Source organism: Candidatus Parcubacteria bacterium, assembly GCA_021414235.1.
Taxonomy (GTDB): Bacteria; Patescibacteriota; Minisyncoccia; order Phycocordibacterales; family JAKFXT01; genus JAIOOV01.
On sequence record JAIOOV010000004.1, the window covers coordinates 458640 to 483665 of the forward strand.

Here is a 25026-nt window from a genome sequence, read left to right on the forward strand (position 1 = left end):
CTTCTTTTTATACCTTCTTCTTCCTCCCAATCTTCTGTCTCGTAATGACCGGCCGGTTATCTTTAAACGTCCTCTCCTTCTCTTTCTTCTCCGGAGGCTTTCCCGAACCAATAGCCTTCCCTTGTAGTGCCTCTATCTCATCCCGCAAAAGCGCAGCGGTTTCGAAATCCAAAAGCTTCACCGCCTCATTCATCTGCTTGGTCTTCTCGCGGATGACCTTGGCAGGATTCTTCTTGTACTCCTCCGCATCAAGCATGGCGAGCGTACCTACCGCCTTCTGATGCTCGCTCTGGAGCTGATCGGTGATGTCCTGGATCTTCTTGATGATCGTCTTCGGAGTGATGCCATGCTTCTTGTTGTAAGCCACCTGAATAGCGCGACGACGATCGGTCTCTTTGATAGCGCGGTCAAGGGAGCCAGTCATGTTATCGGCATAGAGGATGACGCGCCCGAGCACGTTACGCGCTGCGCGGCCGATGGTCTGGATAAGCGAAGTTTCTGAGCGCAGGAAGCCTTCCTTGTCCGCGTCCAGGATACCAATGAGTTCCACCTCTGGAAGGTCGAGACCTTCACGAAGCAGATTCACGCCCACGAGACAGTCGAACTTACCCCTGCGGAATTCGGTGAGGATGGTGATGCGGTCGATGGTCTTTATATCGCTATGGAGATACTCGGCCTTCATCCCCTTTTCTTTGAGATACGTGCTGAGATCCTCTGCCATCTTCTTGGTGAGCGTGGTGGCGATGGCGCGACCGCCGCCCTTTATGACCTTCTCAGCTTCCAATATGAAATCAGGAATCTGACCCTTGTAGGTACCTTTACCTGTCACCGGACGCACAGAGAGCTCCGGATCAATGAGACCGGTCGGGCGAATGACCTGCTCCACTACTTGCTCGCTATGCTCCTTCTCATACGCCCCCGGAGTAGCGGAGGTGTAGATGACCTGACCCACGCGCTCGTCGAACTCAGCGAAGGTAAGCGGACGGTTATCCTTGGCGGAAGGCAGGCGGAAGCCATGTTCCACGAGGGTCTCCTTACGGGAGCGATCTCCCGCATACATGCCGCCGATCTGCGGTACGGTCACGTGGGACTCGTCGATGATGGTAAGGAAATCAGGAGAGCCATCCGCTTTCTTGGGGAAATATGAAAGAAGAGTGTACGGCGCCTCTCCTGCCTTGCGGCCATCGAAATGGCGGGAGTAGTTCTCGATGCCGTTGCAGTAGCCCACCTCGCGGATGAGCGCAAGGTCATAGCTGGTGCGGCGCTTGATGCGCTCATGCTCCAGGACCTTCTCCTCGCTCTTAAATTTCTTAAGCTGTGCTTCAAGCTCGGCCTTGATGTCATCGATGGCACGCAGGCGCTCGTCTTCGGGCGTGACGAAGTGCTTGGCCGGGAAGAGGAAGAAGCTCTGGAGCGTATCGAGAATGGAGCGGGAGATAGCATCAATGAGCGAGATACGCTCTATAGCCTCCGGTCCAAACTCCAGGCGGTAGATGACCTTTTCGTTCACCGGCATGATCTCCACAGTGTTGCCGATAGCGCGGAAGCTACCCGGCTTGAGATCAGCGGGAGTGCGCTCGAAATAGAGACCGATGAGCTTACGGATAAGGTCCTGCCGGGAAAGCTTGTCACCTACCAGGAACTTGAGGTGAACCTTCTCATACTCCTCCGGCGAGCCCAAGCCGTAGATGCAGGAGACAGACGCTACGATGATCACATCCTTCCTGGTGAGAAGCGCTTGAGTAGAAGCATGACGCAGACGATCAATCTCCTCGTTGATCTGCGCTTCTTTCTCGATATAGGTATCGGAAACTGGGAGATACGCTTCCGGTTGATAGAAATCGTAATAGGAGACGAAGTAATGCACCGCATTCTCCGGAAAGAACTCCTTGTACTCCTGAGCGAGCTGAGCCGCGAGCGTCTTGTTGTGCGCGATAACCAGAGTAGGCTTCTGAATCGCATTGATTACGTTGGCCGCGGTGAAAGTCTTGCCCGATCCAGTCACACCAAGGAGCGTCTGATGGCGCATACCCTTGTTCACGCCTTCTATGAGCGCGGGAATGGCTGTGACCTGGTCACCCGCCGGTTTCCAGTCTGCTTTGAGCTTAAATCCTTTGTCGGTTGGTTGAGACATACTGCTTCATAAATGTATCACGGAAGGATTCGAAGCGGTCTTCCAGGATACTTGTGCGGATATCCCTCACCAGATTCACGATGAAATGGAGATTGTGGATGGAGGCAAGCATGCCGCCGAGGTGCTCCCCTGCACGGAGGAGATGCGTGATATAGCTCTTGGGGAAATTGGCACAGGCATAGCAAGGACAGCCTTCATCGATCGGTCCCTGGTCATGCAAGAACTTCTCGTAGCGAAGCGAGGTTTTGCCGCTCTTGGTGTAGACCGTACCATTGCGTCCCAAACGCGTGGGCGCCACACAATCGAAGGTATCCATACCCTTCTCTACCCCGATGAAGATATCCTCCGGCTCACCGATACCAAGAAGATGCCTCGGCTTATCCTCCGGCAACTCCTCTACTACCACGTCGAGCGCCTTCACCAAATCCTCCTTGCTGAAGGACCCACCGATGCCGTAGCCATCGAAATCCATATCGGCCAGAATCTTGGCGCTCTCGCGACGTAGATCCTCGAAGCGTCCGCCCTGTACTACTCCATAGAGTCCCTGTCTCTGGGACGCATCTATATTCTGCTTGTGCGCCTTGAGGGAGCGATCAGCCCAGCGATGAGTACGGTCCATCGCCTGCTTTTGATATGCATGGTCGGCAAGCGGAGAGGTGCACTCATCAAATGCAAACATGATGTCCGCTCCGATCTTGTGCTGTATCTCCATGGAGCGCTCCGCAGTGAAGCGATGGAGCGTCCCATCGTGATGTGAAGTAAAAGTCACCCCCTCTTCGTCCACGATGGCGAGCTTGCCGTGGCTTGTGGCGAGTTCTTTGTCATAGAAAACAGGAGTCTTGTCCTCTTCCACTTTTATCTCCTCCTGTGTCGCAAATTTCCCTACACCCGCTTCAAAACCCGCGCCAAGCGAGAATACTTGGTAGCCGCCAGAGTCAGTAAGCGTGGGTCCTTCCCAACGCATGAACTTCCCGAGTCCACCCGCCTCCGCCACCACATCCTCTCCCGGCTGAAGGTAGAGATGGTACGTATTAGAAAGCACCGCCTGCACACCCATCTCTTTCAAGAAATGCGGTGCGACACCCTTCACTGTCGCTTTCGTCCCGACCACGGTAAACGCAGGCGTCTCGATGACGCCGTGGGGAGTATGGATGACCCCGGCTCTCCCCTTCCCACCGGGGAGGGATTTGGTTATAGAAAAAGTGACGGGACGCATTAGGAGCGCTTGGCGCGCACACGATCCGCTTCGGTGAGGAACTGCTTGCGGAGACGCGTAGAGAGCGGCGTGACCTCGAGATATTCCTCTTCGGTCATGTTCTCGAGTCCGCGCTCGATAGAGAGCGGCAACGGAGGAGTGAGGTCGATGGCTTCGTCGGAACCGGAAGCACGGACGTTCGAGAGCGCCTTGCCCTTGGTCGGGTTCACGATCATCTCCTCCCCCTTAGAGGTATTGCCGATGACCATGCCCTCGTACACTTCGGTACCAGGAGCGATGTAAAGCACACCGCGATCCTGCAGGTTCCAGAGAGAGAAGCCGAGCGCCTTGCCGGAAGCCATGGACACCATAGAGCCGACCGCGCGCTTCCTGATCTCGCCTGCGTACGGACGGAATTCGAGGACACGGGAAGAGAGGATGCCCTCGCCGCGAGTGTCTACCACGAACTGCCCCTTGTAGCCGAGAAGGCCGCGCGTAGGACCTTCGAGTATGAGGCGCACCGTGCTGTCATGTACGCGCATATCCGAGAGGATGAAGGCACGCTGACCGAGCTTCTCGATGACTGCACCCTGGTACTCGGAAGGGATATCGATGACCAGTTCCTCGAACGGCTCCATCTTCACACCGTTCTCTTCCTTGATGATGACCTGCGGCTGAGAGACCTGCATCTCGTAGCCCTCGCGACGCATGTTCTCGAGAAGGATGGCAACATGGAGTTCACCGCGGCCGTACACGCGGAAGTAGTCGATATTCTGGTACGGCAGGGGCGGTGGAGTGAAGTCCACGCGAAGACCGACGTTCACTTCGAGCTCGCGCTCGAGGCGTGCACGAATCTGGCGGGAGGTCACGAACTTCCCTTCCTTGCCGGCGAACGGAGAATTGTTCACCAGGAAGTTGAGGGCGATGGTCGGCTCGTCCACGTGGATAGCTGGGAGCGGCGTAGCCTCCGCATCCGCAGCGATGGTCTCGCCGATATAGATGTCTGGGAGACCCGCGATGACCACGATGTCGCCGGAAGTAGCCTCCTGGACCTCTTTGCGCTCGATACCCTCGAAGGTGAAGATCTTGATGATCTTGCCCGTGCGCTTCTCCCCTGTGGGCTTTAGTACAAAAACAGAACTACCAGTCTTGAGCACGCCTTCCTGCACGCGCGCGATGGCGAGGCGTCCCATGAAGTTGTCATAGGCGAGGTTGAACGGCTGCGCGCGAAACGGTACATCCAGAGCGCCATTGGCCTTGGGCACATGCGCGAGTACGAGATCGAGGAGCGGAGCGAGATTGGTGGATTCCTCTTCGAGGGAACGCTTGGCGATACCCTGACGGCCGATGGCATAGACCACCGGGAAATTACACTGCTCGTCATTAGCCCCGAGCTCCATGAAGAGCTCGAGCACGAGCTCTTCCGCATGCTTCGGGTTGGCTGCAGGCTTGTCGATCTTGTTGATGACCACGATAGGCTTGAGACCGAGCTCGAGGCTCTTCTTGAGCACGAAGCGGGTCTGCGGCATGGGGCCTTCCTGGGCGTCCACGATGAGGAGCACGCAGTCGATGGAGCGGAGCACGCGCTCCACCTCGGAGCCGAAGTCGGCGTGGCCCGGAGTGTCCACGATGTTGATCTTGGTGTCCTTGTAGAAAATGGAGGTGTTCTTGGAGTAGATGGTGATGCCGCGCTCCTTCTCCAAGTCATTGGAGTCCATGGACACGCCGTTAGCCACCATCCCCGTTTCCTTGAGGATGGCGTCTGTAAGCGTGGTCTTGCCGTGGTCCACGTGCGCGATGATGGCGATGTTTCGGATATCCATAGCTAAAATGAAAAAGGCTCCGACGAGCTCGGCTACGATACCACAATTCCCCCTATATTGAAAGGAGGTCTCTCTCAGCCCCTTGGATCGAAGATGGAAGGCTCAGTGACAGCGCCACTTAGGAAATCAGCGATCTTCCTGCCGCCATACACAGAAGGCAGGATGCCGATGCCGTTGCAGCCGAGGTTATAGAGAAGTACCGGATTCGCGGGCTCCGGGCCGATGAGTCGGATGCCGTTCGGGGTGTAGCCCATGAGGCCGTGCCATTTAAACTTGAATTCGATCTGCTCCTTGGGCGAGTGCAGATGCGTCTTGTGCAGGAATGCGTCTATCTCCTTCCAGGCAGCCTCCGGATATGAGCGGTCGTGCGCATAGACATGCGTCTCCTCGATGGACTCCTGAGGGCCGCCCACACATACGAGGTTGTGTATTTCGCTCTTCTCGAGCTCGTAGGGCCTCCGGGTGAGGTAGAAATACGGCTCCTCGAGATAGATATCCTTCTGATGCACGAATTTCTCGGGGATGTAGCTGATCGCCGTCGGCGGTCGGTTCAAGGGCTCTATGTACCCCGCCATATAGCCGATGATGCCGCGCACCTCGTGATGGAACTTCTCATCGATATCCGGACCCGCCGTATTCTCAAGCGTTATCTTCTCGAAGCCGTTCGTACAGAGGACGACGCGGCCCGCCGTCACGGAGAATTCCTTGCCTACGAGGTCGGCTGCTCCGTCACGAAGCACGATACGCTCGACGCCAGAGTGCTCCGCAAGCATGAAGCGCGCGGGATATGTCGCCACGAGGTAACCAGCGAGCTCTTCGGTGAAGAGCGCACTGTTGAGGCAGCCTTTGCGCATGGAGAAGGCGGCGATGTAGCGTGAGTCCTTCGTCTCGAGGAGAGAGAGGATGTTCTCGCGCTCGGTCACCTGATAGAGGCCGGCGTACTCGGCAGGAATGCGTCCGAGGTCAGGAGCATCGGAGGCCAGGTAGATCGCCTCGCAAGGAAGCTCTGCGGACACCCGCAGAGCACAGGTCTTCAGGCGATCGAGCACCTGATCGAGCGACATGGAACCGTCATAGCCCATGAACTGGGACATCGGCGTAGAAAGACGCGCATCCGCATATATCTCGTCGAGGAGGCGCCAGGCGGATTCGATTTCTTTCTCCCCTTTCGCGGCGAGCTCCGCTCCGAATTCCTCCGCAATATCGAGGAACGGCCGTTCGAAGCGGCTCACCAACTGCCCCGCGTTATGCCCCGTCGCACCGTGCGAAACCTTGTACGCCTCGAGGAGGATGACCGAGGTAGACGTATTCTTGAGGGCGTAGTAGGCCGTGACTATGCCTGCGATCCCGCCGCCGACAATAGCGACATCCGCAGAGGCGTCTTCCGTGAGCTTGTTCACCGGGCGCATTCGCTTCAGCTGATGGAGCCAGGGGGATAGGTTACCGGTCATACAGGAAAAGATGAGTAGATTATAACAGAGTACGGCGGCAGGAGATCCGGAGAGGGAGAAGGCACTAAGATATGCGCTTAAGAGGACGTGTCGTCGCCTTTGAGCTCTTCTGATAACAGACAGTACTCGCAATCTTTTTTGTCACAGCGATTACCCCAGAAGGAAAGCATAGCGATTTCACTAGCCACACCCTTGATAACAGTCTCCAATTCTGTCACTTCCTCGTCTGTGGGCGCAAAGGATTCCCGATGGAACTTACCTTTCTCATCTGGCTCGAGGAAATCTATCTCACCAGCTACCATGCGATATCTCTTGTCTGGCGCTTTAGCTAAGAGAAGCTTGTAAAAAACCAGCTGTCGGTAGTAATTGCCGTCTGCATCCTTGGTCTTGCCCTCTAGCTGATTGCGGGTCTTCCACTTACCTGTCTTGTAGTCGGTCACGTTTACCTTCTCGCCATCAATAACTTCTACCCTGTCGAGAGTACCCTTGAGAGGAAAAGTTCTTTCTCCTTCCTTAAGCGCTATGCTCATCTCAACACCTTTAACCGCATATTCAGATAGAATCGGCGGCTTCCAAGAAGTGCGCCATTCATTCCAATACCCCATGAGAGCTTTCTTCCCCTTGATGAGCGCGTCCTTCTGATCCGTGAGCGATAGTGGTTGTCTCTCCAGAGCGTTTTCAAAAGAAGCGATGAGACCGGGTAAAGAGATCTCTGCGCCCTTGCTTAAAGCAGAGAGCGTATCGCTAAGTGCCTTGTGCATGGCAGTGCCATAGAGCTGGTGCTTGGTCTCTATCTGGGGCACGCGCACCAAGTTCACGAAAAAGTAGCGCCACGGACAAGCGAGATAGTTATTAAGCGCAGAGACGGAGAGCCCCTGCTCGAAGAAGCGTTCGCGGAGGTACTCTTTGTCCGCGATAGAGGGGCCTTGTGGAAGAGCAGCGGCGAAGCTTGATTCGGAAATCGCAGGAAGTAAGACTTCCTCGCGAGTAAGAAGAGAGGGATCAATCTCAGAGAGGAATTGCGATGGCGCGTTGTCCCGACCATCGCCATTGCGGGCCGCGTAGCTGATGACCGCCTCCTCCTTGGCCCGAGTAAGGGCCACATAGAAGAGCCTACGCTCATCCTCCACTCCACCCTTGCCTACTCCTACGATGGGCAGAGCACCAAAGTGAGTTCGGCTGCGGCCACCGCCCCAGGAGCGCTCGTCTGCTCCGGTGATATATACCCGCTCGAACTCTAGTCCCTTGGCGCGATGCGCAGTCATCAGGCGCACCGCTCCTCTATCCTTTGGCGCGCTGTAGCGGATGGGTAGGTTGTAGCGCGAGAGCATATCTAGATGCTCCAGGAAACCGGCGAGTGTCTGCCCCGGATCTGCCTTGAGCGCTTCGCGCGCTTCTGCGAGGAGCTGATGGAATTTGGCGAGAAGCTCTGCTGAATTGGAGCGAGAGAGGATGTGCCGGAGGAAACCAGACTCGCGAAAAAGCTCCTCGAGCGTGTGGAGCGAATCGTTGTTCTTGGAGGTCACTGCAAAGCGAAGCATGTTGCGGCTGAAGTCCAGCCACGGAGCCGCCTCTTGTATGCCTGCCTCGGTGAGAAGTCGCGCACTGGAGCAGATCTCCAGAAGAGGAAGGTGATGCTTGCGCGCGAAGGCCAGAAGCCTAAAACCTTCCAGTGTCGGGAGCTTCCAGAAATCTAGGAAGATGAGTTCACCGATGTTGGCATCCGTAGGCTCTACGGCAGAGCGTGCTAGAAGAAGGAATTTGCGAATCTCCCTATTAGCCAGCACATTGCGCTCCGACTCTATCTGATATCGCACACCCTTCTTGGCGAGAGCTTCGCCGAGAGGCATAGCGTCATCGTTGTGACGATACAGGATCGCTATCTCATTCGGCGTAACGCCCGCAGCTATAGCTTCAGACACAGAGGCAGCTACCCCATCTGCTTCAGACGGCTCGTCCGGATACTCGCGAAGAATCAGCTTGGCCTTCTCCTTCTTCTGCGCTACTAGCGGGATGCGCAAATCACTCCCCTCCGCACTCGCAGATTTCATGAGGCTGTGTGCGCTGTCGAGAATCGTCTGGCCAGAGCGGTAGTTGTCAGTGAGGGCTACTACCACAGCCTTCGGATACTTTTGTTTGAAATATAAGAAGTTCTCAAGAGAGGCTCCCTGGAAGCGAAAGATGGCCTGCTTCTCGTCGCCGACAATGAAGAGGTTGGGGCTCTCATGAAAATCAGAGAGGAGCTCTAGGATACGATTCTGCGCGCCGTTGGCATCCTGGTGCTCGTCCGCGAGGAGATACTGGTATTCCTCCTGGAGGCTACGCAGGAAATCCACTTTGGCCTCGAGCGCGCGGATAAGCTCCAGCAGCATGTCCTCGTAGTCGTAGCGCCGTTCTTTAGCGAGCGCTTTCTCGTAAGCGTCATAGAGAACAAGCAGTTCTTTGTTCTTGGCTATCTGCTTGGCCAGATCACGAAATTCGCCCTTCATCTCTCCCTTGTAGCGGCCTTTCTCGTGGATCTTGTCTGGCGTATCGATGTACTCCTGCTCCTGCTTCTTGAGGAGCACGGCGAAGCGCTCGGCAGTCACGTTCTCCCGCTTCATGGATTGGATGGCGGAGAGCGCGGGCTTTACGTAGTAGAGCGGGTCGCCCCAAGGTCGCAGCAATTCCAGGCTCTCTTCCTTCTCCAAGATCTTCTCCATAAGACGAATCTGTTCCGTCTCTGTAAGAGCAGTGCCGCCGATGATGCGTGGGAATTCTTCTGGATAGCGGCGGATGATCTCGTTGGCAAAGCCGTGGAAGGTATGGATATGTACGCGATACCCCTCCGCTCCCATGATGGAGACGAGACGTGCACGCATGGCGGAGACGCCGGACTCGGTGAAGGTGAGCGCCAGGATGCTATCTGGAGACGCATCCGTCTTTTTTAAAATGTTGGCAATACGGAGCGTAAGTATCTGCGTCTTACCGGTACCAGGACCCGCAATGACCATCACCGGCCCCTCCACCGTATCCACCGCCTCTCTCTGGGCAGGGTTCAGCTTCTTGTAGAGCGCATTAAAGGAATCGTTGGTCACGCAGGCATTGTAACAGACTCAAAGTCGTCCCAAGAAGGACGACTTTGACAATAATTAAAATAAATGGTATCGATAATTCATGCAGCAAGTAATGCACAACTGGGTCCGCGGGAACACCTCCTACAAGGGAGGGCTTATTCCCCTTTTCTCCAATGGATTTTGGAGAGCCCAGGCGCATTAACTTCTACTAACTCCTCAAGTTTTTGATGCTCCTCGGCTCTACGAAAGCCGAGGAGTTTTCATTTCGCAGAGCATGTTCCTTAACAAAGAGAGGATACGTCTATGACCATGGATCGCATCGTCTTCCGCACAGGTAAGAAGACCCTTCTTGTCCTCCCAGAAGAGAAGGATGAACGGCAGTTCGCCTGTTGGATCAACGACTACGATACCGCGCAGTTCCTGGGAGTCCCGCGCTCGATGAGCCTCGTGCAGGAACACGAATTCTTGACTCGTATCCTGAAGAACCGCGACAAGGAAGAAGTCTTCTGCCTCGCACTTCATTCCGGCGAGATCATAGGAATGATGGGGCTGCATAACATCAATCTCATCAACCGGACAGCAGTCACCGGAGCCTACATCGGCAATCCAAAGTACCGGAGCGGTGGCTATGGCTCTGACGCCAAGATGCAACTCCTCTACTACGCCTTCGTCGAACTCGGGCTCCGTAAAGTGAATTCCTCCGCTCTCGGAACAAACAAACGAAGCATCGCCTACCTCGAAAAGACTGGTTACAAGGTCTGGGGCGTAAACAAGAAGGAGTGCTTCCGCGGCGGGAAGATCGTGGACCAAGTCCATCTCGCCGTTACCAAAGAAGACTTCATGCCTCTCTGGCGGGGATATTCCCGCTCCTAAAAGCAAAATACCCTCTCGCCACTAGCGAGAGGGTATTTTTTATTAGTAATTCCTCAACCTATTCGACTTCTGGTGCTCCCGTATCTTGCTATGCGCTTTGGCCTCGATCTGGCGGATACGCTCGCGGGTAACGCCGAATTCCTTACCTACTTCTTCAAGCGTATGGGTGATGCCATCAAGTAATCCGTTTCTCATTTCCAAAATCTTGCGTTCCTTCGGCGAGAGATCGTCCAGGATTTCCTTCACCTGATCGGCCAGGATGCGCTGGGAGGTCTCCTGATCCGGCGAGAGGATCTTGTCGTCTGCAATGAAGTCGCCGAGCACGGACTGACCCGCGTCTCCACTCTCTTCACCTACCGGCGTCTCGAGAGAAACCGTCTCCTGGTTGATCTGTTCAATGTTGTAAATCTTCTCCACTTCCACACCCATCTCAGTAGCAATCTCATCCGGCAGCGGATCACGCCCAAGGTCCTGAGAGAGGCGGCGTACCACCTGCTTGTACTTGGCGATGGTCTCCACCATGTGCACCGGGATACGAATAGTGCGAGACTGGTCGGCCAAAGCGCGAGTGATGGCCTGGCGGATCCACCAGGTGGCGTAGGTAGAGAATTTGAAGCCCTTGGAGTAGTCGAACTTATCTACCGCCTTGAAGAGGCCGAGGTTACCTTCCTGGATTAGGTCGAGGAGGGTGAGGTCCGGAGAGCGACCTACGTACTTCTTGGCGATGGAAACCACGAGACGGAGGTTGGCGCGAGCCAGGAGGTTCTTGGCCTCGATATCCCCTTCCACGATACGCTTGGCGAGCGCACGCTCTTCCGCAGCAGAGAGGAGCGGGTACTGACCGATCTCCTTGAGATACATCTGGATGGAGTCATATGCTCCGCCAACACGGCCTTCTCCATAGGAATATTTCTTGTTCTCCGGCTCCACTTCAATGTTGAGCATGCCGCCGCCCTCGAGCACGTCGATACTCGCTGCACTGAATTTCTCATACAGCTCATCGAGGAACATGAGATCTTCTTCGACGTTCGGGAACTCGCGCAAGATTTCGTCGTAGGTGACGAAGCCGCGCGCGCGACCCTTGGCGATGAGACGATCCGCGCGAAGCGAAGACTCGCGCTCCTTGCGGGAAGCCTTGGCAGACTTCGGAGCAGCAGATTTCTTGCTGGCCTTAGGCTTGGCAAGCTTCTTGAGATTCTTGGCCTTGAGCTTGGCGAAGGCTGCACGTGCCTGAGCTTTCTTGTCGGGCTTTGCACGGGTGACTTTCTTAGCGGAAGTTTTCTTGGTTTTTTTCATATGCAAATGATGATTAGGACTGCATTCGGGCGTCTATCTCCGAGAGTCTCCTCGCGGCATTCCGGCTCTCCTCAAGGAGCGTCGCGGTCCGCTCTGTGCTTCCGGCGCGTTCAGATTCAGTAAGGTTAAAACGAAGAATGTCTATTGCTTGGCGCAATGACTCGCGCTCTAAACGAAGAAGCAGGTCGTTTATTACCTGCGGCAGATCAGCCACTTGAGCATAGAGCAATTCCGCCTGAAAAACAAGCTTATTCCTCAGATTCTCGTCCTCTCCGAGGCTAGCTGCTTCCGGCGCAAGCGCTAAGAGCCGTCTCTTCAAGTCCATCGCTTCCTCTACCCTTCCCTGGCTCCCCTCAAGCCACCAGAGGATGCTGCAGAGCGTGTGGAGCAGTACCTCCTTGTGCGGACGGAGTGCTTCTTCTGCACGCGCTACCGCAGGCGCTAATGCAGAAGGCTGCGCGCGGAAACTCTCCACTTCCTGTCGCACCGCATCCTCCGGCAGATGCACCGCCTGGGCTACGCGCGCAGTGAAGTGCGCGCGATCCATGGGCTTTGCGATGAGGGCGACGTATGGCAGCACGGTGGCAGAGACAGCAAGGCGTCGCTTACGCTCGTCCTTCTCTTTGTCGAGCACGATCTTGAGATAGTAATCGACGATATGCACGGCGCTCTTGACCGCTTCCTTCCAGAGTTCGGGATCGGCTTGGATGAGATCCGCCGGGTCCTTACCCTGAGAGAGGAGCGCTACCTTCACATCAAGTCCGCGGCGAAGCGCGAGTGTTGCAGAGCGTCCCGCCGCAGCGATCCCTGCCTTGTCGGTATCAAGTGCGAGCACCAAGCGATCCGTGAGACGCAAGAGCTGATCCACGTGCTCGTCAGTAAGCGCAGTACCAGAGAGCGCCACCGCATTCCGGTAGCCTGCCTGGTGCGACATGACCAGATCCATCTGACCTTCCACCAATATGGCGAAGCTCCATTTGCGAATCGCCTCTTTGGCCTTGTCGAAGCCATAGAGCACTTTCGATTTGGAGAAGAGCGGTGTCTCCGGGGAGTTAATGTACTTCGCCGGCTCTTCCTTCCCCTGCGGGATATCGAAGACGCGTCCGGAGAATGCGATCACCCGCCCGGACGTATCCATGAGCGGAAACATGATGCGTCCGCGGAAGCGGTCATACACCCGATCTCCTCCCTCAGTCGCACGCTTAGCAAGCCCTGCTTTCTCGATGAGCGCCTCGGGGAAGCCCTTGCGAACAAGGTGCTCAGTGAGAGAACGCCACTCCGGCAGCGCATAGCCGATACGGAAAGAATCGAGTGTCGCCTCCGTGAGCCCGCGCTTCATGATGTACTCTCGCGGCGCAGGATGCGCCGCGAGATTCGCCTTGAAGTAACTCGCAGCCTCTTCCATCACCCGGAAGAGCTCCTCCCTCTCATCACGCTCCTTGGGGTCCTCCCGCACCAGCTCGATGCCCGCTTTCTCCGCGAGCATCTTGAGCGCCCCCCTGAAGTCCACACCTTCGTAGCGCTCCACGAAGGTGAAGATATCTCCCTTCGCTTCACAGCCGAAGCAGTAGAAGCTGTTGCGCGTCGGAGACACGTAGAAGGATGGTGTCTTCTCGTTGTGGAAGGGGCAGCGTGCACGGAAACTGCCTCCCGCTTTTTCAAGCTTGATGTAGGAGCTCACCACCTCGGCGATGCTCAACCTCTCTTTGATGAGTTCAGCGTTGCTGCGCATGGCAGGGGTCTACCCCCGATTAGCTCTAACGCGATGCCTCGTCGGCTACCTTCTCGATCATTTTCTGCTTGGGAGATCCGCGGAATCCGGTACCGGCGGGGATGAGGCGTCCGATGATGACATTTTCCTTGAGTCCTATGAGGTCGTCCTGCGCTCCACGTACGGCGGCGGAGATGAGGATCTTAGTGGTGTGCTGGAAGGAAGCGGCAGAGAGGAAGCTCTTACGAGAGAGGGAGACTTCCTGGATACCCATAGCGAGCGTGTTAGCCTCGGCCTTCTCGCCTCCGGCAGCTTCTGCACGCGCATTCTCGCGATCGAAGTGATACGTATCCGTAATCTCGTTGACCGAGAAGGAGGTATCGCCCTTCTTAACGACACGGCGGCGGGAGAACATCTGGCGGATGATAACCTCGATGTGCTTGCGGGAGATGGAGGCACCCTGAAGCTCGTAGATCTTGGAGATCTCGTGGATGATGTAGTTCTCCGTCTTCTCCTTGCCCGCGTACTGGAAGAGCTCTTCGATGTCAGCGGAGCCGTCGGTGAGGAGCTGTCCTTTGACGATCTTCTCGCCTACGGAGACGAGCGGCGTGCGTCTGAAATGCACGGTGTACTCGATGGCTTCCTTGGCCTTCTTGCCCTTGCGGTCCTCCAGGTCAGGCATGACTACGAGGATCTTCTCCTTGCCGTCGTTCTTGATCTCCATGATTTCGCCGTTTACACGGGAGATGACTGCCGGGTTCTTGGGGAGGCGGCGCTCGAAGACTTCTTCGACGCGCGGCAGACCCTGAGTGATGTCGCCGCCGACGGATGCGGTTCCTCCTGCATGGAAGGTACGCATGGTGAGCTGAGTGCCCGGCTCGCCGATGGCCTGAGCGGCCACGGTACCTACGGCTTCACCGATGGCGATCGGCTGGTTGTTACCGAGGTCTGCGCCATAGCACTTCTGACAGATGCCGGTAGGCGTTGCACAGGTGAGCGGAGAGCGCACCATCACTTCAGCCACTCCTGCAGCCTCTACAGATTCTGCATCCTTGTGAGTGAGGAAGTGTCCGCGCTTGAAGAGAGTCTCACCGGAAGCATTCACGATGTCGGAGGCGAGATAGCGTCCGCGGATACCTTTGGCGAGCGAGATCTCGATACCAGAGGCGCTCTTCTTGGTGATGAGGGTGCCGAGCTTAGTACCACAGTCTTCCTCAGAGACAACCACGTCCTGAGCCACATCGAAGAGACGACGGGTGAGGTAGCCGGCGCGGGAAGTGTTGAGCGCGGTGTCGGAGAGACCCTTACGTGCACCGTGAGTGGAGATGAAGTACTCGATCGGAGTGAGGCCTTCCTTAGCGGAAGAGAGAATCGGGAATTCCATGGTCTCGCCGGCAGTGTTCTGGATGAGACCCTTCATGCCCACCATCTGGGTGATGTTACCCATGGAGCCGCGGGCGCCGGAGCGAAGCATGTCGTAGACAGAACCGTGCTCTTCGAGGGTAGCCGGGATGAGCTTCTCGATGTCGTTCTTGGCAGCGTGCCAGATCTCGATGTTGGAGCGGTATTTCTCTTCTTCAGAGAGGAGACCTTCGTTGTACTCACCGAGCACCTTCTCGGACTTCTCCTTGGCCTTGCGGATGACCTCATACTTCCCTTGCGGGACCTTGATGTCATCAATACCCCAGGTGATGCCGGACTGCGTGACGAAGCGGAAGCCGAAGGCCTTCATCTTGTCGAGGATGGCAGGCACGCGCTCAATGCCATATCGGTCGATGAGGTCGTCCACAGTGGAGGACATGATCTTGCGGTCCACTTCCTTGTTGAGATACGGGTAGTCAGACGGGAAGACGCTGTTGAAGAGGAGGCGGCCAACGGTCGTCTCGAAAGGTACTCCTCCGAACGCCTGGTACTTGATACTCTCAGTCGGCATGACCTTGATGCGGGCGCGGTAGGAGACGACGCCGAAGTCGGCTGCGGTGATGGCGTGGTTCGGGCTCGCGAAGACCTTGTCCTGACCCTTCTCGCCTTCGATGACCTTGGTCATCCAGTAGGCGCCGAGCACGATGTCGAGGAGCTTGTTGGTGACAGTAGGCTCACCAGAACCAGGCTTGAGGATGTTCTTGTCCGCAGCCATGATCTCGCGGGCTTCAGCCTGCGCTTCTTCGCCCAAGGGAACGTGCACAGCCATCTGGTCTCCGTCGAAGTCGGCGTTGAAGGCCGTACACACGAGCGGGTGCACCTGGATTGCATTACCTTCGATGAGCACCGGGCGGAACGCCTGGATACCGAGACGGTGAAGAGTCGGAGCACGGTTGAGGAGGACGCGCTTGTCGCGGATCACATCTTCAAGGATGGCCCACACCTCAGGGATACCTTCGTCGATGAGACGATTGGCGCCGCGGATGTTGAAGGCGAGTTCCTTGCGGAGGAGCTGCTGGATGACGAACGGACGGAAGAGCTCAAGGGCCATGTGCTTCGGCAATCCGCACTGGTCGAGACGGAGGTCGGGACCAACCACGATCACGGAGCGACCGGAGTAGTCTACGCGCTTACCGAGGAGGTTCTGGCGGAAGAGACCCTGCTTGGTCTTGAGGTTGTCGGCGAGCGACTTCAGCGGGCGACGCTGGGCCTGATTGACCGCGCCGGAAGAGGCCGCGCCATGACGGATGGAATTATCTATAAGAGAGTCTACTGCTTCCTGGAGGATGCGCTTCTCGTTGCGGAGGATGACGTCCGGCGCATTGATGTCCTTCAGCTTGCGAAGACGATTGTTGCGGTTGATCACACGACGATAGAGGTCGTTGAGGTCGGAAGTAGCGTGACGGCCACCGTCGAGCGCCACCATCGGACGAAGTGCCGGCGGGATGACCGGGATACGCGAGAGGAACATCCACTCAGGGCGGATGTTAGCCGCGATCATGCCGGTGATGAGGCCGAGACGCTTGTGCGTCTTCTCACGCTCGGCTGCCGGAGCCTTCTCAAGGGAAACCTCGAGTTCGGCCTTCAATTTCGGAAGGTCGAGCTTCTTGCAGAGCTCGTGGATGGTCTCTGCGCCGATGCCAGCTTCGAACATGGTGCCGTAGCGCACGCTGAAGCGGTGATAGGTCATCTCGTCGAACACGCGTCCAGGGACGATGCTCTCGATGTCGTTCTTGGCGTTAAGAAGGAGTTCCTTGACCTTCTCGCGGCTCTTCTCATCCGAGAGAGACTTCACTTTCGACTTGTACTCCAGATCGAGGTCGCGAAGGATGCGATCGCGCTCATCCGGCAGGATCTTGGTGACGATGTAGCCCGCGAAGTAGATGACACGCTCGAGCTCGGCTGCAGGGATACCCATGACGAGAGCGATACGAGAAGGCACGCCGCGGAGGAACCAGACGTGAGAGACAGGGGTAGCAAGCTCGATGTGACCCATGCGGTCACGACGGACGATGGAGCGAGTCAGCTCGACTCCACACTTCTCACAGACGATGCCCTTGTAGCGAATGCCGCGGTACTTTCCACAGTAACACTCGTAGTCCTTCTCCGGTCCGAATATCTTCTCGTCGAAGAGACCGGCACGCTCAGGACGCTGGGTGCGGTAGTTGATGGTCTCCGGCTTGGTGACTTCACCAAAGGACCACTCCAGGATGCGCTCAGGAGAAGCCAACTTGATCGATACCAGATCAAACTCGTTCTGATCAAACACTTTGCGTGTGGGTGTATTCATAGAAGAGTTGATTAATTGGCGCTTCCCGAACGCTTGTCGAGAGTGACGTCAAGCGAGAGGCCGCGGAGGTTGTTAAGCAATACGTTGAAGGATGCAGGCACGTTCGGCTGGAGGATCCTCTCCCCTTTCACAATCGCATCGAATGCCGCGGAGCGGCCCACGATGTCATCGGACTTGATGGTGAGGATTTCGCGAAGGATGTGAGACGCACCATATCCGAGGAGCGCCCAGACTTCCATTTCTCCGAAGCGCTGACCGCCGCCCTGCGCCTTGCCGCCCAAGGGCTGCTGAGTAATGAGAGAGTAAGGACCGATGGAGCGCATGTGGATCTTGTCCTCCACCATGTGATGGAGCTTGAGGATGTACATGTAGCCCACTGCGATGGCCTGATGGAAGGCTTCGCCCGTGCGACCGTCGAAGAGATTGATCTTGCCGGTCTCCGGGAAGCCTGCCTTCACGAGCTCCTGCTTCACTTCCACGTCGGTAGCTCCAGCGAACGGAGGCACCACTGCCTGGTAGTTGAGGGTATTGGCGGCCATACCGAGGTGAAGCTCGAGGATCTGTCCGAGGTTCATACGAGAAGGCACGCCAAGCGGAGTGAGGATCACGTCCACCGGAGTACCGTCTTCCATGTACGGCATATCCTCTTCAGGAAGGATGCGGGAGATAACACCCTTGTTACCGTGACGTCCGGCGAGCTTGTCACCCACGGAGATGTTACGGAGCTGGGCGATTTCGATGTAGATCTTCTTGATGATACCGCTCTCCAGGTTGTCGCCCTTCTCGCGAGAGAAGACCTTGACCGAGATGATGCGTCCGCGCTTGCCGTTCTCCATGCGGAGAGAGGTGTCCTTCACGTCGCGGGCCTTGTCTCCGAAGATGGAGCGGAGCAGGCGCTCTTCCGGGGTGAGCTGAGTCTCACCCTTCGGGGTGATCTTGCCCACCAGGATGTCGCCGGGCCTCACTTCCGCACCGATGCGGATGATGCCGTCCTCATCCAAGTTCTTAAGCTTGGCTTCGCTGATGTTAGGAATGTCGTGAGTAGTCACCTCAGGACCGAGCTTGGTGTCGCGCACAGAGACTTCGAACTCCTCGATGTGGATAGAGGTGAACTTGCTCTTCTTGACCAAACGCTCGGAGATGATGATGGCGTCTTCGTAGTTGGCACCAGACCAGGACATGAAGGCAACGAGCGCGTTCTGACCGAGGGCCATCTGACCCATATCGGTAGAAGAGGTGTCTGCGAGGAGATCGCCGCGCTTGACCTTGTCACCCACAGAGACGGACGGACGCTGGTGGAAGGCGGTGAAGCCGTTAGTACGAGAGAAAGAAACGAGAGGATATTCGTGAGTGTGCTTACCCTTCACGATGACATGGCGGGCATCCGCGTGAGTGACCTCGCCGTCCTCCTTGGAGAGAATGAGGCGGCCAGTGTCGCGCGCAGCCGGGCCTTCGATGCCAGTAGAGACGAGCGGAGCTTCAGGCACGACGCAGGGCGTTGCCTGCTTCTGCATGTTCGATCCCATGAGCGCACGGTTGGCGTCGTCGTGCTCGAGGAACGGAATCATGGAAGTAGCCACGGAGAAGGCCTGGTTGGTGTCCACGTCTATGTAGTGCACATCCTTCTTAGCGACGATGCCCGGCTCGCCGTGCGAGCGAACTTCTACCTGCTCCACGGTAATGAGGCCATCCTTGTCGTACGGAATGGCGGCGTGCGCGATATTGAACTGCTCCTCTTCGAGGGCGTTGAGGTAGGCGATCTCGCCAGTGATCTTGCCATCCACCACCTTGGCGTAAGGCGTCTCAATCATGCCGAATTCGTTCAGCTTGGCGTAGGTAGAGAGGCGCAGGATGAGACCAATGTTCGGACCTTCCGGCGTGTGAATAGGACAGAGGCGGCCGTAGTGGGACGGATGCACGTCGCGCACTTCGAAGCCGGCGCGCTCGCGAGTGAGTCCGCCAGGACCGAGGGCCGAGAGGGTGCGGAGATGCTCCATCTCAGAGAGCACGTTCTCCTGCTGCATGAACTGGGAGAGCTGGTTGGTGGTGAAGAATTCCTTGATACCAGCCTGGAACGGACGAGGGTTGATGAACTGTATGGGAAGAGTGGAATCCGTGTCGATGGTCGACATACGGTCCTGGATGTTGCGCTTCATGCGTGCCATGCCGATACGCATCTTCTGCTGGAGCATCTCGCCAACGTAGCGTACGCGGCGGGAACCAAGGTGGTCGATGTCATCCGGTACTGCGCCCGGAGTGACGTTGAGGTAGACCACGTGACCTACGGTGACAGAGAGGTCGTCGAGAGAGAGCGTGCGCTTGCCGAGTTCCTTCTCCTCGAGGGAGTAGCCAAAGCGCTTATTGAAGCGGAAGCGGCCCACGCGGGAGAGGTCGTAGCGATCCGCCTCGAAAATGGAATCCACGAAGTTGCGGGCGTTCTCCGGAGTGGCGAGGTCGCCGTCGCGGAGGCGCTTGTGTATCTCGATGTATGCGGAAGAGAGATCCTTGGCGGGATCCTTGGCGAGGGTCTGCTTGAGAGCGTTCTCGTACGCCTCGTTACCCTTGGCGAGCGCGAGGATGTCGGTGTCAGTATGCGCGCCGCGGATACGGAGAAGACTGGTGACTGGGAACTTACGCTTGCGGTCGATGCGGGCGTAGATAGCGCCATCGGGATCTGATTCGATCTCGATCCAAGCACCGCGAGAAGGAATGACGCGGGCACCGAAGAAGGTGCGGCCCTTCACTTCAAGGGAGGCAAAGAATATACCGAAGGAGCGTGCGAGCTGCGGCACAATGACGCGCTCAACACCGTTGATCACGAAAGTACCGTGATCGGTCATGAGCGGGAAATCCGCCATGAAGATCTCCTGCTCCTTCACGGAGCCGATCATGCGGTTCTTGAGGCGCACCATGGCGCGAAGAGGAGCTTCGTAGGAGAGCTTGTTCTCCTTAGCGTAGTGCTCGCCGAACTTAGGCTCACCGAGCTCGAAGCTCGCGAACTCCAGGTCGAACTTCTTCTCGGAGTAGTCGCGGATAGGAGAAAACTCCTTGAAGATTTCCTTCAGGCCATTCTCTACCAGCCACTTATACGAATCGATCTGCGCCTCTACCAGGTTCGGAAGCGTCGCCAGCGGTTTCTTGAAACGTCCGAAGGTCTTCTGGGTAGTAAACATTGGCAAGATGTTTTAGGGGAATTAGTAAATCCGCTCCTGCGCAAACGCAAAAAAGAAAACTGCCCTGACACCGAAGGCTGTCTTCAATTACGTTCGAGAACTCTGTACTTCCTTCGTTATTACTTAAAACCTCGCAGCCAGGACTCAATCAAAAAGGTTGGAAGAAGTGTACCGGAAAGGTGGAATTATGTCAAACCTGTCAATACCGGCTATCCCCAGGTCTTTTAAGTCCTAGGCCTTCCCGTCCTTCTCCACCTTCCAGGCATCCATTTTGGCGTGATGACCCGAAAGGAGGATCTTGGGCACGCGGTATTTCTTCTTCTTGTATTCAAAGACTTCCGGACGGGTATATACCTCGGAGGAAGACACACGACGCTCCTCTACAGATAGTTCGTTGCCGAGCACTCCGGGAAGCTTGCGGGAGACTGCGTCCATGATGGCAAGCGCCGGAAGCTCCCCTCCAGTGAGCACATAAGGACCGACGGATACCTCCTCCGCCTTTAATATCTTCTTCACCCGCGCGTCTATCCCCTCATAGCGGCCAGAGATCATCACGATATCGGAGTATTTGGAGAGCTTCTCTGCCATGGCCGTATCAAACTGCTTCCCTCCCGGGCTCATGAGGAGCACCTTGGTCTTCTTGCCTTTGATCTTCTTGAGCGCTGCTTCTGCGGCATTAAGCATCGGCTCCGGCGCGAGCACCATTCCAGGGCCGCCACCATACGGGCGCCCATCCACCTTCTTATGCTTACCCATGCCGAAATCACGCAGATTATAGAGATCCACTTTGACGATACCCGCCTTGATGGCCCGCGCGATGATGGACTCCTTCAGGTAGGAATCGAAGGCGCCTGGGAATAGAGAGATGAGATGGAAACGCATAAATGAAAAACGCGGTACTTTTTACGGTACCACGTTTTTCTAACTCTGTCACTCTCTTAGAGTTTCAGGTCTGCCATCGCCTCATCCACGGTCTTCGAAGGAGAATAGGCGGGCTTTCCTGCCGGCTCGTTGATTTTGAGGTTCACACGAGCGTTGTTCTTCATGCCGACGACGCGGAGGAGGGTGCGGATCGCCTTGGCGGTATTGCCGTCGCGGCCGATGACCTTGCCCATGTCTTCCCCATTCACATCAAGGAGGAGAAGAACTCCCATCTCGTCCACCGTGCGCTTTATCTTCACCTCTTCCGGATGTTCTACGAGAGCCTTCACGACGTATTCAAGGAATGCTGTATCCTGATCTGCCATATAAGTATGCCGTTACTATGAGGGAATCGAGTTTTCCCTGGTAACACCAGAGTACCACAAAAGCTGAAGTAAAGGAAGTGCTGTGCACAACCTCGTGCTAAAAACAAAACACCGCCTTCTGGCGGAGTTTTGAGCGAAAGACAGAGTAGAAAAATTTAATTGGAGACAGAAGCGTCGCCAGAAGCTGCAGCAGCGTCTGCGGAAGCGTCGGCAGCAACCTCAGGAGCCGGAGCTTCTTCAGCGACTGCTTCCTCGGGAGCAGCAGCAACAACTGCAGCAGCGGCAGCGGGAGCCACAACCTCAGCAGCAGACTCTTCCTTCTTCGGCACAGTCTTCTTCGGAAGGACGTTCACCTTCTTGCCGGTGAGGATACCCTTGGTGACGAGGAGGTTATGAACGGTGCCGGAAGCCTTGGCGCCCTTACCGATCCAGAAGAGGATGCGCTCGCCATTGAGAACCGGATCGCCCTTGCGCGCATCATGAGAGCCGAGCACTTCGAGGAAGCGGCCGCTCTTGGTGGAATTGTGGGAATCAGTAAGAACCACACGGAAGGTGGGCTCGTGCTTGCGGCCAGTGCGCTGAAGACGGATCATCAACATAAGTACGTGGGACTCTACCAAAAGTATGGATAAGCGTCAATAAAGACTAGGGGGCCAGCCGTGCGCACGGCTGGCCCCTGAGGCTTAGATTATCTCGGGCTTTTGCCGCGAGAAGTTGGGTGGACTCCCCTATGCTGGACTTGGGAGCCCTTGATCTGGGTGGCGCGACCCGGAGACAGGACAGAGCCGGGGTAACGGGTTCCCGATCTCGTCTTAACTGAAGGCAGATCAATCATTGAGGCCGGTCCGAAGGCGCGGGCTTCCGCCAAGAACCCATTCGCCAGAGCCCCACCGATGCTGTGATGAAGAACCCCGAGGCCGTTGAAGGCAATAACGTCCACGATAGCCTGAGACCCTTTCCGTTCTGCTACCTGGAGCAGTGCATGATCCCTCAGGAAGAGGAGCCTTGCCTCATCCGGCATACCCAGAGGCTCTCGAGACACCGTGCAGAGATAGTCACCGGCGCCGACGATGTCCGGGCTTTTCTTGCCCTCCCATACCGGTCGGAACCAGATTACGATCCGGAAATTATCGAGCACGAGGTTGGCATCTTGCAGTTCGCCCATCGAAGGCTCGCGAAAGAACTGGAATCGGCAAACATCGTCGAGCTTCAGAAATATTGCGCAGAACGCGATGCGCGAAAAGCCCCTGGAGAGGGTCCGCAATTTCGACATTCCAACGATCATTGGATTCCCCCAATTGTTGTGCGGACCTCATCCAATCACGAAACCAGATTGCCAGCAAATGCTATGAAATGGCTCTCTCCCGTGCTAATTTAGATGCCTATGCCCCCCATCTCTAAGTCCTCCTCGAGCAAAGCTCTCGAAGGTGTCATCAGCATCTCAAGCCGCGCGGTGGGCTACCTCAAGACCACCCCTCCTTCTGCAGTAGATATCGAGATCCAGCCGGAGAATCTCAGTGTCGCCATGCATGGTGACACTGTGTTGGTAGAGCCCCTGCGCGAGCAGGTCCGAGGCCGTGATCAGGGCAAGGTCATCAAAGTGGTGAGCCGCGCACGTACCCGCTTCGTAGGCTTCGTCGCCATGACCCCGATGGGTAAGGCGCTCATCCCCGACAACTACCGTATCCATGTGGCACTCATCTTGCCTGCTGATGACAAGACCCCCCTCAACTACAAAGCGCAGGTAGAACTCGGAGAGTGGAACGAGGGCGAGACTAATCCCCGATGCCGCGTGGTGAAAGTCATCGGCCCCAAAGGCAACAACGACGTGGAGATGGAATCTATCGTGCTCGAGAAGGGCTTCGAAACCGGCTTCCCTACTGCCGTAGAGGCGGAAGCGGAGGAGATCAAGAAGCATTCTGCGGAGAATATGCGCAAAGAGCTCGAGATACGCCGCGACATGCGCAGCGTCCTCACCATGACCATCGATCCGAAGGATGCCAAGGACTTCGACGACGCCATCTCCATGCAGACCCTCCCCTCCGGGGATTACGAGATCGGCGTACACATCGCGGATGTAGCGCATTACGTGACCCCTGGCACCGAGCTCGACAAGGAAGCCCAGAAGCGCGGCTGCTCCATCTACCTGGTGGATCGCACCATCCCGATGCTTCCCGAGGTTCTCTCGAATGACCTCTGCAGCCTCAACCCCAACGAAGACAAGCTGGCCTTCTCTTCCATCTTCGTGATGGACAAGAACGGGAGGATAAAGGATCGCTGGTTCGGCCGCACCGTCATCCGCTCGCATAAGCGCTTTACCTACGAAGACGCGCAGCAAGGCATCGTCACCGGAGAGGGCCCCCATGCCGCAGAACTCCAGGAGCTCAATCGCCTGGCGAAGATCATGACCAAGGAGCGCTTCGAGAACGGCGCCATCGAATTCGAACAGGACGAAGTCAAATTCGAGCTCGACGAAACAGGCAAGCCCATCCGCGTCTTCCGCAAGCAGCGCCTCGACGCCCATCGTCTGGTGGAAGAGTTCATGCTCCTCGCCAACCGCGAAGTGGCTACCTACGTGCATCGCTTGCCAGGCAACGAGAACAAAGATGCTCCTATCTTCATGTACCGCATCCATGATCTTCCGAAAGAAGATCGTATCGCTGAACTCGCCATCTTCCTGCGCGCCCTCGGACACGAGGTGCACGTAGACAAGAAAGGCATCTCCGCCAAGGACATCAATGCGCTCTTCAAGCAGATCGCAGGACACGCAGAGGAAGGCATCGTAAAGACGGCGGCTCTCCGCAGCATGGCCAAGGCTATCTATTCCACCCGCAACATCGGGCACTTCGGCCTCGGCTTCACCTACTACACCCACTTCACCTCCCCCATCCGCCGCTACCCGGACACCCTGGTGCACCGACTCCTCGCCATCTACCTCGCAGGCTCACGCGTCTCCAAAGAAGAATTCGCTTTTTATGAAAAGATGGCGGCCCAGAACACCGAGTCCGAGATCCGCGCAGTCGAAGCCGAACGCGATTCCATCAAGCTCAAGCAGGTGGAGTACATGAGCACGCGCGTGGGCCAGGTATTCGACGGCGTCATCTCCGGCGTCACCGAGTGGGGCATGTATCTTGAAGAGAAGGAGACCAAATGCGAAGGCATGGTGCGCCTCCGCGATATTGGGGATGATTTCTATACGTTGGACGAAAAGAATTACTGTCTCGTGGGCGAGCGCACCAAGCGCAAATTCTCCCTCGGCGACACCGTGCGTTTCAAAGTGGTGAATGCGGATACCGAGAGGAAGACCTTGGATTACGCTTTGGCGGCATAAAAAATCGCCGCCGAGACAAGCTCG

The 25026-nt window shown here is 56.5% G+C and carries 15 protein-coding genes; 2 read left to right on the forward strand and 13 right to left on the reverse strand.

The features are described from left to right. Positions 1–7 precede the first annotated feature (7 nt). The 5 genes from uvrB to K8Q93_03520 all read right to left on the reverse strand — a co-directional run bounded on the left by uvrB (position 8) and on the right by K8Q93_03520 (position 9680). Positions 8–2134: an excinuclease ABC subunit UvrB gene (gene uvrB, locus K8Q93_03500; GenBank protein MCE9644276.1), complete on the reverse strand. Its 2127-nt coding sequence runs from the start codon at positions 2132–2134 to the stop codon at positions 8–10. Next, a complete protein-coding gene (gene tgt, locus K8Q93_03505; GenBank protein MCE9644277.1) occupies positions 2106–3350 on the reverse strand; it encodes a tRNA guanosine(34) transglycosylase Tgt in 1245 nt (414 codons plus the stop codon). The genes uvrB and tgt overlap by 29 nt, the downstream gene beginning before the upstream one ends. Next, the gene (typA, locus tag K8Q93_03510) at positions 3350–5152 is read right to left on the reverse strand and encodes a translational GTPase TypA (protein ID MCE9644278.1); all 1803 of its coding nucleotides are present in this window, start codon (positions 5150–5152) and stop codon (positions 3350–3352) included. The genes tgt and typA overlap by 1 nt, the downstream gene beginning before the upstream one ends. Before the next feature lie 74 nt (positions 5153–5226). Next, positions 5227–6603, reverse strand: coding sequence for an FAD-binding oxidoreductase (locus tag K8Q93_03515; protein MCE9644279.1), 1377 nt, complete (start codon positions 6601–6603; stop codon positions 5227–5229). Between the two features lie 77 nt (positions 6604–6680). Further along, positions 6681–9680: an ATP-dependent helicase gene (locus K8Q93_03520; GenBank protein ID MCE9644280.1), complete on the reverse strand. Its 3000-nt coding sequence runs from the start codon at positions 9678–9680 to the stop codon at positions 6681–6683. A 282-nt stretch (positions 9681–9962) separates the two neighbouring features. Here K8Q93_03520 and K8Q93_03525 point away from each other — a divergent pair, with 282 nt between their 5' ends. Next, positions 9963–10532, forward strand: a complete 570-nt coding sequence (locus tag K8Q93_03525; protein MCE9644281.1) for a GNAT family N-acetyltransferase — start codon at positions 9963–9965, stop codon at positions 10530–10532. A gap of 42 nt (positions 10533–10574) precedes the next feature. On the opposite strand, the gene K8Q93_03530 is transcribed toward K8Q93_03525, so the two are convergent. The 8 genes from K8Q93_03530 to K8Q93_03565 form a co-directional block, all read right to left on the reverse strand. After that, on the reverse strand, positions 10575–11828 hold the full coding sequence (locus K8Q93_03530) for a sigma-70 family RNA polymerase sigma factor (GenBank protein ID MCE9644282.1): 1254 nt from the start codon (positions 11826–11828) through the stop codon (positions 10575–10577). Positions 11829–11841: 13 nt separating this feature from the next. Further along, on the reverse strand, positions 11842–13560 hold the full coding sequence (dnaG, locus tag K8Q93_03535; protein MCE9644283.1) for a DNA primase: 1719 nt from the start codon (positions 13558–13560) through the stop codon (positions 11842–11844). 25 nt (positions 13561–13585) lie between these two features. Continuing rightward, the gene (gene rpoC, locus K8Q93_03540; protein MCE9644284.1) at positions 13586–17251 is read right to left on the reverse strand and encodes a DNA-directed RNA polymerase subunit beta'; all 3666 of its coding nucleotides are present in this window, start codon (positions 17249–17251) and stop codon (positions 13586–13588) included. A gap of 11 nt (positions 17252–17262) precedes the next feature. Next, positions 17263–20424 (reverse strand): DNA-directed RNA polymerase subunit beta, encoded by a 3162-nt coding sequence (locus K8Q93_03545; protein ID MCE9644285.1) that lies wholly within the window; start codon positions 20422–20424, stop codon positions 17263–17265. A 231-nt stretch (positions 20425–20655) separates the two neighbouring features. Beyond that, positions 20656–21306 carry a tRNA (guanosine(37)-N1)-methyltransferase TrmD gene (gene trmD / locus K8Q93_03550; GenBank protein ID MCE9644286.1) on the reverse strand — a complete coding sequence of 217 codons (651 nt, stop codon included), beginning with the start codon at positions 21304–21306 and terminating at the stop codon, positions 20656–20658. 56 nt (positions 21307–21362) lie between these two features. Continuing rightward, positions 21363–21671 carry a KH domain-containing protein gene (locus tag K8Q93_03555; protein MCE9644287.1) on the reverse strand — a complete coding sequence of 103 codons (309 nt, stop codon included), beginning with the start codon at positions 21669–21671 and terminating at the stop codon, positions 21363–21365. 155 nt (positions 21672–21826) lie between these two features. Next, complete coding sequence (gene rpsP, locus K8Q93_03560) at positions 21827–22270, reverse strand: 30S ribosomal protein S16 (GenBank protein MCE9644288.1); 444 nt, start codon at positions 22268–22270, stop codon at positions 21827–21829. An 89-nt stretch (positions 22271–22359) separates the two neighbouring features. After that, the gene (locus K8Q93_03565; protein ID MCE9644289.1) at positions 22360–22944 is read right to left on the reverse strand and encodes a hypothetical protein; all 585 of its coding nucleotides are present in this window, start codon (positions 22942–22944) and stop codon (positions 22360–22362) included. 111 nt (positions 22945–23055) lie between these two features. Between K8Q93_03565 and rnr the strand changes: the two genes are divergently transcribed. Beyond that, positions 23056–25002, forward strand: coding sequence for a ribonuclease R (gene rnr / locus K8Q93_03570; protein MCE9644290.1), 1947 nt, complete (start codon positions 23056–23058; stop codon positions 25000–25002). Positions 25003–25026: the final 24 nt, after the last annotated feature.